This window comes from Avibacterium volantium (assembly GCF_049366555.1).
Taxonomy (GTDB): domain Bacteria; phylum Pseudomonadota; class Gammaproteobacteria; order Enterobacterales; family Pasteurellaceae; genus Avibacterium; species Avibacterium volantium_A.
Genome location: NZ_JBMMGT010000010.1, coordinates 24,917 through 37,698 on the forward strand (window position 1 = coordinate 24,917; position 12,782 = coordinate 37,698).

The following is a 12,782-nucleotide window of genomic DNA, read 5'->3' on the forward strand; positions in this document are numbered from 1 at the left end:
TAACGTTGTAAAAATAAAGTGCGGTGCAAATTTTCTAAATTTTATTGCAATAAAAAAGCCTAGGTATTTTCCTAGGCTTTTATGCTTCTAAGGAAATTAAAGAATGTTAGCAAACTCTTCCATTACAGATTTAGGCCATACGCTAGATTGCACTTCACCAATGTGTTTTTTGTGCAACAATAACATCGCTAAACGTGATTGACCGATACCACCGCCGATAGAAAGGGGTAAGCGACCATTTACTAAATCTTGGTGCCAGTCAAATTGTAGGCGATCTTCATCACCTGTAATGGCAAGCTGTTTGCGTAAAGCAGTTTCATCTACACGGATACCCATTGAAGAAAGCTCAAAAGCACGCTCTAAGGTTGGGTTCCAAACTAAAATATCGCCGTTTAAGCCTTTGTATTCGCACTCAGAAACGGTTGTCCAGTCATCATAGTCTGGCGCACGTTTGTCGTGTGGTTTACCGTCTGATAATTCGCCGCCGATACCAATTAAGAACACTGCACCGTATTCTTTACAAATGGCGTTTTCACGTTCTTTGTCGTTCATTCCTGGGTAGCGTTTCACTAAATCTTCACTGTGAATGAAAGTGATTTCTTGCGGTAAGAAACGAGTTAAACCGAATTTTTCACTTACTGCAGCTTCCGTTTCCAAAATCGCTTGATAAATTTCACGCACGGTTTCTTTTAAATAATCTAGGTTGCGGCGACCTGCTGGGATCACTTTTTCCCAATCCCATTGATCCACATACACAGAGTGCGTTTGATCTAGGCTGTCTTCATCTGGACGCAAGGCTTTCATATGCACAAATAAGCCTTCACCTTCCGCAAAACCAAAACGCGCAAGGGTGTGGCGTTTCCATTTGGCTAAAGAATGAACCACTTCAAAGGTGGCATCTGTGATCTGTTTCACATTTACTTGCACTGCCTTCTCTGTTCCTGAAAGATTATCTTGAATACCATTGCCAACTTGGCTTAGGATAGGGCCCTGAACTTCTACAAGACCTAAATGTTCCAAAAGTTTTTGGGTAAAGGTGTTTTTAGCAAAGCTAATTTCTTGTTGTTGTAAAATAAATGATTTTTCCATTGTATGAACCTTGTTTATTACTGGTTTTGATTTTCGTTGCATATTATTTAATGATATGGGAGCAAAATTCAATACCTATAAACAAAAATAGCACTGTAAATGGTTTTTCATTAAAAAATTGGCTACAATTTTAAAATAAATCTAATTTTGGAAAGAGAAAATGCACAATATTGATAACTTAGATAAACAAATCCTGCGTGTGTTGATTAAAGATGCACGCACCCCTTACGCAGAAATGGCGAAAAATTTTGGCGTAAGCCCTGGGACAATTCACGTTCGTGTAGAAAAAATGCGTCAAGCGGGTATTATTCAAGGCACAAAGATCCGCATCGATCAGCGTAAACTAGGCTATGATGTCTGTTGTTTCATTGGCATTATTCTCAAAAGCGCGAAAGATTACGATAAGGTGATCGCGAAATTAGAAAAATTTGAAGAAGTGGTGGAAGCTTATTACACCACGGGGAATTATTCCATTTTTATTAAGGTGATGACCCACACCATTGCGGAGCTTCATTCCGTACTCGCAACCAAAATTCAGTTGATTGATGAAATTCAATCTACCGAAACCTTGATTTCAATGCAAAATCCAATTTTGCGTGATATTACTCCATAACTCATTCATTTATAACTAAAATAGGAGTCATTATGTCTGATGTATTTCACTTAGGCTTAACGAAAGCAATGTTAGATGGCGCGCAACTTGCCATTGTTCCCGGTGCGCCAGAACGTGTTGAACGTATTGCTCGTTTATTGGACAATCCAAAATTTTTAGCCGCGACCAGAGAATTTACTTCTTGGCTTGGCTATCTTAATGGCAAGGCCGTGGTGGTTTGTTCCACAGGGATTGGTGGGCCTTCGGTTTCTATTGCTGTGGAAGAATTGGCGCAATTAGGCGTGCGCACTTTCCTACGCATTGGCACAACAGGGGCAATTCAGCCGCATATTAATGTGGGTGATATTTTGATCACTACAGGTGCGGTGCGTTTAGATGGGGCAAGCCGTCATTTCGCGCCATTAGAATATCCAGCGGTAGCGGACTTTACTTGCACTTCAATGCTTCACAAAGCGGCATTAGAAAATGATAAAGCGAAAGTGCATATTGGTATCACCGCATCATCAGATACGTTCTACCCAGGGCAAGAGCGCTACGACACTTACACTGGCAAAATTTACCGCCACTATCAAGGTTCATTAAAACAATGGCAAGAGCTAAATGTAATGAACTACGAAATGGAAAGTGCCACCTTATTTACAATGTGTTCTGCTTTAGGCTTGCGTGCTGGTATGGTGGCTGGTGCAATCGTAAACCGTACACAGCAAGAAATCCCAAATGAGGAGACTATTCATCAAACCGAGCAAAACGCCATTGATATTGTGGTGAAAGCGGCGGCATTATTGGTTTAATGTTAGAAAAAGAAAGTGCGGTGGAATTTTTACGAATTTTTTACCGTACTTTTTACTTAACGCTCTAAAATCAAGCATAACAATCATTATGGATTTTATGCCTTTTTATCCGATTATTTCACCCCGCCAATCAACAAAAGATTGCAATTTTACCCATAAATCGTAAAATCCCTTTGTTCGTTGAACAGCTATATCGCAAGTATTGTGTGTAGGAAATGATCAAACTGTTTTCAATTCTGGTTTTCATCGTTATACCATTCTTGCCGTTTTCAATTTCTCTTAAGGATTTAAGGAAGGTTAGAAATTTGGCAATTATTTGACGCAACGCGTTTTCTCTCGCCTGATTCCTATAAGGTAGCCCATTTTTAACTGAATGGCATAACCTTGCAATCCCTTTTGTAAACAGGAGTTTTCTATGAAAAAAACGATTTTTACCACCGCACTTTTTACCAGCTCACTGTTCGCTGCGGCAACGTTAGCCAATGCACAAACGATGGCAAATCCTAACACCACTACGCACACTTACGAATTTACGCAAACCTATGATTTACAAGTGCCAAAAGGCTCATCAGGAACGACAAATTTGTGGGTACCATTGCCTTTTAGTAACGACTATCAAACGGTGAAATCCATCACATTTGATGGCAATTATCAACAGGCTTACATCACAGAAAATAATCAATATAGTGCTAGTACATTATTTGCCACTTGGACACCAGAATCACAAAAACGCAATTTAACCGTTACGCTGGTTGTGGAAACCCAAGATCGCGAACCGAAGAAACAAGGCTTATTGAAAGATTATCAAGCGCCAGAAAAAATAGAATATGGCGTTGATGTGCAACCTTATTTACAGCCAACAAAACATATTAAAATTGACGGAATCGTGAAAGAATACGCCGATAAAATTGTAGGGAATGAAACAAATCCGCTCAAAAAAGCAGAACGTATTCATCAGTGGATTGTGGCAAATATGGAGCGTGATAATTCCGTATTAGGCTGTGGCGATGGTGATGTGGAAAAAATCCTAACAACAGGCGTGTTAAAAGGAAAATGCACGGATATTAATTCTGTGTTTGTTGCTTTAGCGCGTGCTTCTGGTATTCCCGCTCGCGAAGTGTTCGGTATTCGTTTAGGAGAGGCGGTGAAAATGGGCAAATATTCTAAATCCGCGTTTGGTAGTGCCAAAAACAAAATCGCCAATGAAAATGGCGGACAACATTGTCGTGCGGAATTTTATCTGGCAGGTTTTGGCTGGGTTCCTGTGGATTCCGCGGACGTAGCAAAATATCGCCTAACAGAGAATAAAGCAGTGGCAGATAGCGATACCCAAGCGGTTTCAGATTATTTATTCGGAAATTGGGAGGGTAACTGGATTGGCTTTAATCACGCACGCGATTTCACCCTTTACCCAACGCCTGAACTCGCGCCAATCAATAATTTTGGTTATCCTTATGCTGAAGTGGGCGGCGATCCATTAAATTCCTTTGATGCAAAAGAATTTGGTTATGAATTTATCTCGCAGCAACGCTAATCCAAAAGGCGCAAATGCCAAATTTTGGGCGATATGTACCACCGCAGTGAGTGCTGCGGTGGCATCGACACTTTGCTGTATTGCGCCATTGTTGTATCTGTTATTTGGCATTTCTAGCACTTGGCTAGTGAGCTTAAATCAGCTGGCATTTTTGCAAATTCCAATGCTCGTGATTTCTCTCATTGCATTTGGTTATGGCTTTTGGCTGCTGAATTTCTCAGGAAAAGTGATTTGTAGCCAATATCTCTCACGCCGTACATTGCAAATTTTATATTGGCTAATGGCGCTGATTATTCTTTTTTTCTTAACTTATCCCTATGTTTTACCTTATGTTTTGGATTATTTAGAATGAAAAAAATCTTACTTTTTTTGACCGCACTTAGCTTTTCATTGCCAAGCCTTGCCGCAGAACGCAAGGTTACGTTGCATATTGAAGAAATGAATTGCCAGCTTTGCGTTTATTTAGTCAATAAAGAATTGCGCAACATTGACGGCGTGCAATCGACTAAAGCGAATTTTAATTCACGTTTGGTAAATGTGGTGGCAGATGAGAAAGTGAGTGATGAAATGCTCATTCAAGCTATTGATAAGTTGCATTATCACGCAGTGGTACAAAAATAAATGTAACTCCCGCAATCCTAACAATATAGGAAAAAAGGCTTAAAACCTTATCACGGGTTTTAAGCCTTTTACTATGTAAGTTAAAATCTTATTTCTTCAACGCCCCTAAAATCCCGCGCATAATTTGCTTGGTGATTTGGTTGCGAATGTTGCGTCCAACCGATTTCGCCACGCTTCTCACCACTTGTTCGGTAACACTCAGTTGTTCGCCGCGTTTTTTCTTGCCAAACAACATTCGGCTTAAGCTTCCCATAAAGCCGTTTTCTTCTTCCTCTTGGGCTTGTTCCGCTTGTTTTTGTGCGACAGCAGCCAGATCTGCCTGCTCTTGTAACATTTCAAAGGCGGAAACATTATCCACATAATTATTGTAATAAGGGTAAAGATCATCGTCTTTCACCCATTGGTTGCGCTGTTCAACAGAAATCGGTTTAAGCTGACTTTTTGGTGGATAAATATAAGCAATTTCCACTGGCGCCGGCATACCTTTTTCGTCAAGGAAAGACACCAAAGCCTGTCCCACACCCAAGGTCGAAATGGTTTCCACCACATTCACTTTTGGATTGGTACGGAACGTTTCAGCCGCCGATTTCACGGCTTTTTGATCGCGTGGCGTAAAGGCGCGCAAGGCGTGTTGCACACGGTTTCCTAGCTGCCCTAACACCGTATCAGGCAAATCTAGTGGATTTTGTGTAACGAAATAAATCCCTACCCCTTTAGAACGAATCAAGCGCACCACTTGCTCCACTTTATCCACCAACGCGGCTGGCGCGCCATCAAATAATAAGTGCGCTTCATCAAAGAACATCACAAATTTCGGTTTATCGGGATCACCCACTTCAGGCAGTTGCTCAAATAATTCCGCCATTAACCAAAGCAAAAACGCACTATACATTTTTGGTGAATTAATTAATTTTTCTGAATTTAATACGTTGATCACGCCACGTCCATCACGGGTTTGTAGCCAATCATCAAGATTTAAAGCAGGCTCGCCAAACAATTTGCTTGCCCCTTCATTTTCTAAGGCAAGTAAGGCACGCTGAATTGCGCCCACACTAGCGGCGGACACATTGCCATATTCCAATTGGAAGGTTTTGGCATTTTCTGCCACATATTTCAGCATTGCACGCAGATCTTTCAGATCGATGAGCAATAAGCCTTTATCGTCCGCCACGCGGAATACCAAATTGAGCAAGCCCTCTTGCGTGGCGTTGAGATTCAATAAACGAGAAAGCAACAATGGCCCCATTTCAGAAATGGTGGTACGCAATGGAATCCCTGTTTCGCCAAACACGTCCCAGAAAGAAACGGGATAACCTTGTAAATAGCTTTCGCCGCCTAGGTGAAATTGTTCAATGCGCTCTGCCACTTTACCTTGGAATTCCCCAGCTTTTACCAAGCCCGACAAATCCCCTTTCACGTCCACCAAAAACACTGGCACCCCATCATCGCTGAACGCTTCCGCCATTTTGCGTAAAGTAACGGTTTTTCCTGTCCCTGTTGCTCCTGCGATTAAACCGTGGCGATTTGCCATTTTGGCGGTTAATCCTAAAACTTCGCCCTGTTCTGTTTGTGCTAATGAATATTGCATATAAGCCTCTGAAATCGATCAAAATGTGGGTGCATAATAAGAAAAAAATAAAGTGCGGTCAAAAATTATCACAAATTCTGCACGCCCTATTTTCTTTTTGGCAAATGAAATCATCAACTTGATGTGATATGCTTAGGCGAATTTACCAACTACTTGAAGGATCATTGTTGAAAAATGGACGAAAAAACCACCGCACTTTGTCCTTGCCAATCGGGTAACGCATATCAAGATTGTTGCCAGCCCTTACATCAAAAGCAAAAAATTGCCCAAAACGCCGAACAATTAATGCGTTCGCGCTACGCTGCGTTTGTATTGCAAGATATTGATTATATTGTAGAAACCACCGTACCAAGCCAGCAAACACTGTTGGATTATGACGCCTTAAAACAATGGGCGGCGCAAACCCAGTGGCTGGGCTTAGAGGTGCTAAAACACGATGCTAAATTAGATAAAACCCATAGTGCGGTGGAATTTAAGGCGAAATTTTTAAGCGCTGAGGGCGAGCAGATTCATCACGAAAAATCTTTATTTGTAAACGTGGGGGAACGCTGGTATTTTGCCGATCCCACTGTTACCCTGCCTGCAATGAAGCAGCCTTGTATTTGCGGCTCAGGGAAGAAATTTAAACATTGTTGTGGAGTAATGCTATGTCAGTTTTATGGCGAAAACTAAGCCTCTTTCTCAACGTATTTTGGTTGCGTTTCAATCAAAATAAACTCACCCAAGCAGCGGGCTATCTCACTTACAGCACAATGCTGGCGCTTGTGCCGCTGATTATGGTGATTTTTTCCATTTTCTCCGCCTTTCCTGTTTTTAATGAAGTAACAGGCGAGCTCAAACAATTCATCTTTGACAATTTCGCCCCAAACGCCAGCAATATGGTGGGAGAATATATTGATCAGTTTGTGAATAATTCCAAACAGATGAGTGCGGTTGGGATCATCAGTTTAATTGTGGTTGCTTTAATGCTCATCAATACCATTGACCGTACGCTCAACTCCATTTGGCAGGACAGTAGCATTCGCCCAACCCTTTTTTCTTTTGCCATTTACTGGCTGATTTTAACCCTTGGGCCGATTATTATCGCCACCAGCATTGGGGTTAGCACCTATGTTACTAGCCTTGCTGGTGATTTGTTGCAATCGGATCTGAGCTTGCCTTTCGGCTTAAAATTACTCAGTTTTATCCCCTTTATGCTCACTTGGTTTATTTTCACTTTAATTTATAAAATTGTACCGAATAAATCTGTCAGCATTAAACATTCTGCTGCTGGAGCGTTGGTCGCTGCGGTGTTCTTCACCTTAGGCAAACAGGCCTTTGCGTGGTACATCACCAATTTCCCCTCTTATCAACTGATTTATGGCGCAATGGCAACCTTGCCAATTATGTTGCTATGGATTCAGCTCAGCTGGATTGCCATTTTACTCGGCGCGCAACTGGCTGCAGTGCTAGGCGATATGCGTTTATTAAAAAATGGTGAAATTGAATTACAACAAATTGAGGAACAATAATGATCGCATTAATTCAACGAGTTAGCCAAGCTAAAGTGGAAGTCGATGGCAACATCACAGGGCAAATTCAGCAAGGTTTATTAGTGTTGCTTGGCGTGCAAAAAGAAGATGATGAAAGCAAAGCGGATCGTTTACTGGAAAAAGTGCTGCACTACCGCGTTTTCAGCGATGAACAAGGCAAAATGAATTTAAATGTCCAACAAGTAAAGGGTGAATTGCTGGTAGTTTCCCAATTCACCCTCGCCGCCGACACTCAAAAAGGCCTACGCCCTAGCTTTTCCAACGGTGCAGCGCCACAAAAAGCCGAACAGCTTTACGATTACTTCGTACAAAAAAGCCAACAATGCGTTACCACCGCCACCGGCAAATTCGCCTCTGATATGCAAGTGAGTTTAACCAATGACGGGCCAGTTACGTTTTGGTTGGAGGTGTAAGGATTACAAACAGAAAATAGATAAAACTAAAGTGCGGTGCTTTTTCGCTAAGTTTTTTATTATCTGTTTAATGTATTTTGTGTATCTAACCCAATTCTCTTTATTGAAACACTAAACTAATAGAAGGTAATTCATTGTCAAATGAAAATAGATTTGACGTGAGAGAATAAAATATAGAAAAGAAAAAATCCCTAAAATTTACACCGCACTTTATTTATTCTTTTACAACAAAAGTGCGGGCATTTTTTCCAGATTTTTCATCGCAAAATCCAAGCAAAATAAAAGGGCATCTTTCGATGCCCTCTCTTAGCTTTTAGCTTTTCTAGTGTTACCTAGCAATCATCATTATTTGATGATTTTCGCTACAACACCCGCACCTACTGTACGTCCACCTTCACGAATCGCAAAGCGTAAACCTTGGTCCATCGCGATTGGGTGAATTAAGCTTACCGTCATTTTGATGTTATCGCCTGGCATTACCATTTCCACGCCTTCTGGTAACTCGATTGTACCTGTTACGTCAGTTGTACGGAAATAGAATTGTGGACGGTAACCTTTGAAGAATGGAGTGTGACGACCACCTTCTTCTTTTGATAATACGTAAACTTCTGATTCGAAGTCTGTGTGTGGTGTGATTGAACCTGGTTTCGCTAATACTTGACCACGTTCGATTTCTTCACGTTTTGTACCACGTAATAATGCACCGATGTTTTCACCTGCACGACCTTCGTCAAGTAATTTACGGAACATTTCTACACCTGTTACAGTAGTTTTCGCAGTTTCTTTGATACCTACGATTTCTACTTCATCACCAGTGCGGATAATACCACGCTCTACACGGCCTGTTACTACGGTACCACGACCTGAGATTGAGAATACGTCTTCGATTGGTAATAAGAATGGTTGGTCAATCGCACGCTCTGGCTCTGGAATGTATGTATCTAAGTGGTTTGCTAACTCAAGGATTTTTTCTTCCCATTGCGCATCGCCTTCTAACGCTTTTAACGCTGAACCACGTACGATTGGAGTATCATCACCTGGGAAATCATATTGAGAAAGAAGTTCACGCACTTCCATTTCTACTAATTCTAATAACTCTTCGTCATCTACCATATCGCATTTGTTTAAGAATACGATGATGTATGGTACACCTACTTGGCGTCCTAATAAGATGTGCTCACGAGTTTGTGGCATTGGGCCGTCTGTCGCTGCTACTACTAAGATTGCACCGTCCATTTGCGCCGCACCAGTAATCATGTTTTTAACATAGTCTGCGTGTCCTGGGCAGTCAACGTGTGCATAGTGACGTGTTGGAGTATCGTATTCAACGTGTGAGGTGTTGATGGTGATACCACGCGCTTTTTCTTCTGGCGCGTTATCGATTTGGTCAAATGCGCGTGCCGCACCACCGTAGTGTTTCGCTAATACTGTGGTGATTGCTGCTGTTAAAGTTGTTTTACCATGGTCAACGTGGCCGATTGTACCCACGTTTACGTGCGGTTTTGTACGTTCAAATTTTTCTTTAGACATTAAGAGTCCCTCTAGATAAACACGGTTATCGATGGTTCAAAATACCACATTAACCAATTGAATTAAGTTTAAACTATTAATAAGAGAAAGGTGAAGTTAAGGCTGGTGCTGATAGGCGGATTTGAACCGCCGACCTCACCCTTACCAAGGGTGCGCTCTACCAACTGAGCTATATCAGCGCTTTGGAGCGGGCAGCGGGAATCGAACCCGCATCATCAGCTTGGAAGGCTGAGGTAATAGCCATTATACGATGCCCGCAGTCCTAAATTCATCTGTCCCATCAGAATTCATCTAAAAAATGGTGGAGGGAGAAGGATTCGAACCTTCGAAGGCTGAGCCGGCAGATTTACAGTCTGCTCCCTTTGGCCGCTCGGGAATCCCTCCGCACTAAATGAATGAACTTGACTACGATTGGTTATGGTGCCGACTACCGGAATCGAACTGGTGACCTACTGATTACAAGTCAGTTGCTCTACCTACTGAGCTAAGTCGGCGTCGTAAGCAAGTGAGGCGTATTATAGGGAAATTTTTATCACTGACAAGCGTTTTTTTGAAAAAAAATAGATTTTTTTTATTGTTCGGCTATTTATCAGTCAAAATGCACAAAATTTATAAAAAAAGTGCCAATTTATTCTAAATTTCACTAATCATAAGCAAATTTATAGGGTATATTTCTATTCAACATTCTATAAATATGAAGACAACATTGTGGCATTTTCTGATTCAACTTTATTAAATGAGCGATTAACGCCCTTTCTTTCTTTTGATCGCCAGCAATGGGCAGAATTACGCAAATCCGTTCCATTAAAACTCACCGAGCAAGATCTCAAGCCTTTGCTAGGGATTAACGAAGATCTGTCATTAGATGAAGTTAGTACCATTTATCTGCCGTTGGCGCGTTTAATTAACTACTATATTGAGGAAAATCTGCGCCGTCAGACCGTTTTAACCCGTTTTCTTGGGGGGGATAAACAAAAAACTCCTTATATTATCAGCATTGCAGGCAGTGTTGCGGTGGGGAAAAGCACTTCCGCGCGGATTTTGCAATCACTCTTATCAAACTGGCCACAAGTGCGCAAAGTGGATCTCATCACCACCGATGGCTTTTTATATCCTTTAGAAAAACTCAAAAAAGACAATCTGTTACAAAAGAAAGGCTTTCCTGTTTCTTATGATACGCAACGCCTGATCCATTTTTTGGCTGATATAAAATCAGGCAAACGCAATGTGAGTGCGCCCATTTATTCTCATTTAACTTACGACATTGTGCCTGATCAGTTTGATTATGTTGATCAGCCCGACATTCTTATTTTAGAAGGATTGAATGTGCTACAACGCGGAAATAGCAATACAAATCAAGTCTTTGTTTCTGATTTTGTCGATTTTTCTATTTATGTTGATGCGGAAGAAAGTCTATTAAAAGAATGGTACATTCGCCGTTTTCTTAAATTTCGCCAAAGCGCCTTTAATAATCCTGATTCTTACTTTAAGCACTATGCTAGCCTTTCCGAGCAAGAAGCCGTTGCCACAGCGAGCAAAATTTGGGAAGACATCAACGGCAAAAACCTGCGAGAAAATATTCTGCCGACCCGTGAGCGCGCCAATTTAATTTTAACTAAGGGAGCAAATCACGCAGTGGAAAAGGTTAAATTGAAAAGATAGTGATAAAAAAATCGTTGTTAAGTTTCATTAACAACGATTTTTTATTTATACCTAATTTTCCTTTCTTAATGGAATATCGCCACTACTTCCACGAAGAGTTTCAACAAACTCGCATTAAGAATATCAATGAAGAATGCACCAACCATTGGCACAATCAAGAAGGCTTTATGAGAAGGCCCATAGTGCGAAGTTACGGCTTGCATATTCGCAACCGCTGTTGGCGTTGCCCCTAAACCAAAGCCGCAATGACCCGCACTTAACACCACGGCATCATAGTCTTTCCCCATCACACGGAAAGTAACAAAAATTGCATATAACGCCATTACTGCCACTTGAATGAGCAAAATCACCAAAATTGGCAAGGCTAAGCCGACTAATTCCCACAATTTTAGCGACATTAACGCGATCGCCAAGAAAATGGAAAGCCCGACACTACCCAAAATATCAATGGCTTCTTCCGCCACTTTAAACTTAAAGATATGGGATAGAGAATTACGCACAATCACCCCTGTAAACAAGCACCACACGAAAGTAGGGAGCTGGAATGCCGTGCCTTTTGCCAATAAATCTAACTGCTGCCCAATGAATAAACAAATAGACAACATCGTGATTGTTTCAATAATTGAGCGAGTGTTTACTTTACGGCGATACACCGGTTTTTCAAAAGCCTCTTCCACATCATCTAAATTTTCATCTTCTGGAATTTCTTTACGATGTAAGCGTTTAAGTAAAAAGCTCGCCACAGGCCCACCGATGACACCACCAAAAATCAAGCCAAAGGTAGCACAAGCCATCGCTAATTCTGTAGCACTTTGAATACCAAAACGTGCTGCCAGTGCATCAGCCCAAGCCGCGCCTGTGCCGTGCCCCCCTGTTAGGGTAACAGAACTTGCCAACAATCCATAAGCGGGATCTAACCCTAATGCCATAGCACTGAAAATGCCCACGGTGTTTTGTAACGCAATCAATCCAGCTGCAACAAAAAGGAAAATCACCAATGGCATTCCGCCTTTAATTAAACGAGAAAAATTCGCACTCAAGCCGATAGAGGTAAAGAATGTCAGCATCATCGTACGCTGTAAATCCGTATCAAAGCTGAAACTTAATCCCCAAAACTGGTGAACCACCGTCAAGATGATTGCGACAACAAAACCGCCCACCACAGGCTCAGGAATATTATAGTGATTTAATAAACGAACGCGCTTTACTAAAAAATACCCCAATAATAAAACTAAACAGGCTAACGCCAATGTTTCATAAGTATCAAAAACCATATACTCCTCTTTTTATTTCTTTTGTATCCTACTCCTTTAGGAGTAAACGAATACGATATGGAAAATCAAAGTGGTTTAATATAGCAAAAAAACCCTTTTTATTGTAGGCTTACGCCGATCTTTCCCTGCTTTTCT

13 protein-coding genes and 4 tRNA genes are annotated in these 12,782 nt (G+C 41.3%); 9 read left to right on the forward strand and 8 right to left on the reverse strand.

The window, feature by feature from the left end; all coding sequences use genetic code 11:
- Window positions 1-96: 96 nt before the first annotated feature.
- Window positions 97-1,089 (reverse strand): aspartate--ammonia ligase, encoded by a 993-nt coding sequence (asnA, locus tag ACLS0A_RS04565; protein WP_416083196.1) that lies wholly within the window; start codon window positions 1,087-1,089, stop codon window positions 97-99.
- A gap of 160 nt (window positions 1,090-1,249) precedes the next feature.
- Between asnA and asnC the strand changes: the two genes are divergently transcribed.
- From asnC to ACLS0A_RS04590, 5 genes are all read left to right on the forward strand, one after another.
- The gene (gene asnC, locus ACLS0A_RS04570; RefSeq protein ID WP_103853521.1) at window positions 1,250-1,702 is read left to right on the forward strand and encodes a transcriptional regulator AsnC; all 453 of its coding nucleotides are present in this window, start codon (window positions 1,250-1,252) and stop codon (window positions 1,700-1,702) included.
- Window positions 1,703-1,734: 32 nt separating this feature from the next.
- Entirely contained in the window at window positions 1,735-2,493 is a 759-nt protein-coding gene (gene udp, locus ACLS0A_RS04575; RefSeq protein ID WP_103854849.1) for a uridine phosphorylase, read from the forward strand.
- Between the two features lie 415 nt (window positions 2,494-2,908).
- Window positions 2,909-4,027, forward strand: coding sequence for a transglutaminase-like domain-containing protein (locus tag ACLS0A_RS04580; protein ID WP_416083195.1), 1,119 nt, complete (start codon window positions 2,909-2,911; stop codon window positions 4,025-4,027).
- Window positions 4,002-4,379, forward strand: a complete 378-nt coding sequence (locus ACLS0A_RS04585) for a mercuric transporter MerT family protein (RefSeq protein WP_416083194.1) — start codon at window positions 4,002-4,004, stop codon at window positions 4,377-4,379. The genes ACLS0A_RS04580 and ACLS0A_RS04585 overlap by 26 nt, the downstream gene beginning before the upstream one ends.
- Entirely contained in the window at window positions 4,376-4,648 is a 273-nt protein-coding gene (locus ACLS0A_RS04590) for a heavy-metal-associated domain-containing protein (protein WP_415777730.1), read from the forward strand. The genes ACLS0A_RS04585 and ACLS0A_RS04590 overlap by 4 nt, the downstream gene beginning before the upstream one ends.
- An 88-nt stretch (window positions 4,649-4,736) precedes the next feature.
- On the opposite strand, the gene ACLS0A_RS04595 is transcribed toward ACLS0A_RS04590, so the two are convergent.
- Complete coding sequence (locus ACLS0A_RS04595) at window positions 4,737-6,236, reverse strand: helicase HerA-like C-terminal domain-containing protein (RefSeq protein WP_416083193.1); 1,500 nt, start codon at window positions 6,234-6,236, stop codon at window positions 4,737-4,739.
- A 174-nt stretch (window positions 6,237-6,410) separates the two neighbouring features.
- Here ACLS0A_RS04595 and ACLS0A_RS04600 point away from each other — a divergent pair, with 174 nt between their 5' ends.
- From ACLS0A_RS04600 to dtd, 3 genes are read left to right on the forward strand one after another with little or no spacing between them, the layout of a single operon-like run.
- Complete coding sequence (locus ACLS0A_RS04600) at window positions 6,411-6,908, forward strand: YchJ family protein (protein ID WP_126370866.1); 498 nt, start codon at window positions 6,411-6,413, stop codon at window positions 6,906-6,908.
- On the forward strand, window positions 6,884-7,747 hold the full coding sequence (locus ACLS0A_RS04605) for a virulence factor BrkB family protein (protein WP_416083192.1): 864 nt from the start codon (window positions 6,884-6,886) through the stop codon (window positions 7,745-7,747). The genes ACLS0A_RS04600 and ACLS0A_RS04605 overlap by 25 nt, the downstream gene beginning before the upstream one ends.
- Window positions 7,747-8,181 (forward strand): D-aminoacyl-tRNA deacylase, encoded by a 435-nt coding sequence (gene dtd, locus ACLS0A_RS04610; protein ID WP_416083191.1) that lies wholly within the window; start codon window positions 7,747-7,749, stop codon window positions 8,179-8,181. Before ACLS0A_RS04605 ends, dtd begins: the two co-directional genes overlap by 1 nt.
- Before the next feature lie 345 nt (window positions 8,182-8,526).
- Here the strand turns inward: dtd and tuf are convergent, their stop codons facing one another.
- From tuf to ACLS0A_RS04635, 5 genes are all read right to left on the reverse strand, one after another.
- Window positions 8,527-9,711: an elongation factor Tu gene (tuf, locus tag ACLS0A_RS04615; protein ID WP_046097610.1), complete on the reverse strand. Its 1,185-nt coding sequence runs from the start codon at window positions 9,709-9,711 to the stop codon at window positions 8,527-8,529.
- Window positions 9,712-9,814: 103 nt separating this feature from the next.
- Window positions 9,815-9,890, reverse strand: a tRNA-Thr gene (locus ACLS0A_RS04620).
- 4 nt (window positions 9,891-9,894) lie between these two features.
- A tRNA-Gly gene (locus tag ACLS0A_RS04625) sits at window positions 9,895-9,969 on the reverse strand.
- A gap of 41 nt (window positions 9,970-10,010) precedes the next feature.
- Window positions 10,011-10,095 (reverse strand) — tRNA-Tyr (locus ACLS0A_RS04630).
- 34 nt (window positions 10,096-10,129) lie between these two features.
- Window positions 10,130-10,205, reverse strand: a tRNA-Thr gene (locus tag ACLS0A_RS04635).
- 214 nt (window positions 10,206-10,419) lie between these two features.
- On the opposite strand from ACLS0A_RS04635, the gene coaA reads away from it, so the two are divergent.
- Entirely contained in the window at window positions 10,420-11,373 is a 954-nt protein-coding gene (gene coaA / locus ACLS0A_RS04640) for a type I pantothenate kinase (protein ID WP_416082954.1), read from the forward strand.
- A gap of 65 nt (window positions 11,374-11,438) precedes the next feature.
- Here the strand turns inward: coaA and gltS are convergent, their stop codons facing one another.
- Window positions 11,439-12,647: a sodium/glutamate symporter gene (gltS, locus tag ACLS0A_RS04645; protein WP_103854405.1), complete on the reverse strand. Its 1,209-nt coding sequence runs from the start codon at window positions 12,645-12,647 to the stop codon at window positions 11,439-11,441.
- Window positions 12,648-12,782: the final 135 nt, after the last annotated feature.

What these genes read in the sequence shown, in the direction of transcription:
- asnA (WP_416083196.1), bottom strand. Translation starts at nt 1,089, where the DNA reads ATGGAAAAATCATTTATTTTACAACAACAAGAAATTAGCTTTGCTAAA.
- asnC (WP_103853521.1), top strand. Translation starts at nt 1,250, where the DNA reads ATGCACAATATTGATAACTTAGATAAACAAATCCTGCGTGTGTTGATT.
- udp (WP_103854849.1), top strand. Translation starts at nt 1,735, where the DNA reads ATGTCTGATGTATTTCACTTAGGCTTAACGAAAGCAATGTTAGATGGC.
- ACLS0A_RS04580 (WP_416083195.1), top strand. Translation starts at nt 2,909, where the DNA reads ATGAAAAAAACGATTTTTACCACCGCACTTTTTACCAGCTCACTGTTC.
- ACLS0A_RS04585 (WP_416083194.1), top strand. Translation starts at nt 4,002, where the DNA reads ATGAATTTATCTCGCAGCAACGCTAATCCAAAAGGCGCAAATGCCAAA.
- ACLS0A_RS04590 (WP_415777730.1), top strand. Translation starts at nt 4,376, where the DNA reads ATGAAAAAAATCTTACTTTTTTTGACCGCACTTAGCTTTTCATTGCCA.
- ACLS0A_RS04595 (WP_416083193.1), bottom strand. Translation starts at nt 6,236, where the DNA reads ATGCAATATTCATTAGCACAAACAGAACAGGGCGAAGTTTTAGGATTA.
- ACLS0A_RS04600 (WP_126370866.1), top strand. Translation starts at nt 6,411, where the DNA reads ATGGACGAAAAAACCACCGCACTTTGTCCTTGCCAATCGGGTAACGCA.
- ACLS0A_RS04605 (WP_416083192.1), top strand. Translation starts at nt 6,884, where the DNA reads ATGTCAGTTTTATGGCGAAAACTAAGCCTCTTTCTCAACGTATTTTGG.
- dtd (WP_416083191.1), top strand. Translation starts at nt 7,747, where the DNA reads ATGATCGCATTAATTCAACGAGTTAGCCAAGCTAAAGTGGAAGTCGAT.
- tuf (WP_046097610.1), bottom strand. Translation starts at nt 9,711, where the DNA reads ATGTCTAAAGAAAAATTTGAACGTACAAAACCGCACGTAAACGTGGGT.
- gltS (WP_103854405.1), bottom strand. Translation starts at nt 12,647, where the DNA reads ATGGTTTTTGATACTTATGAAACATTGGCGTTAGCCTGTTTAGTTTTA.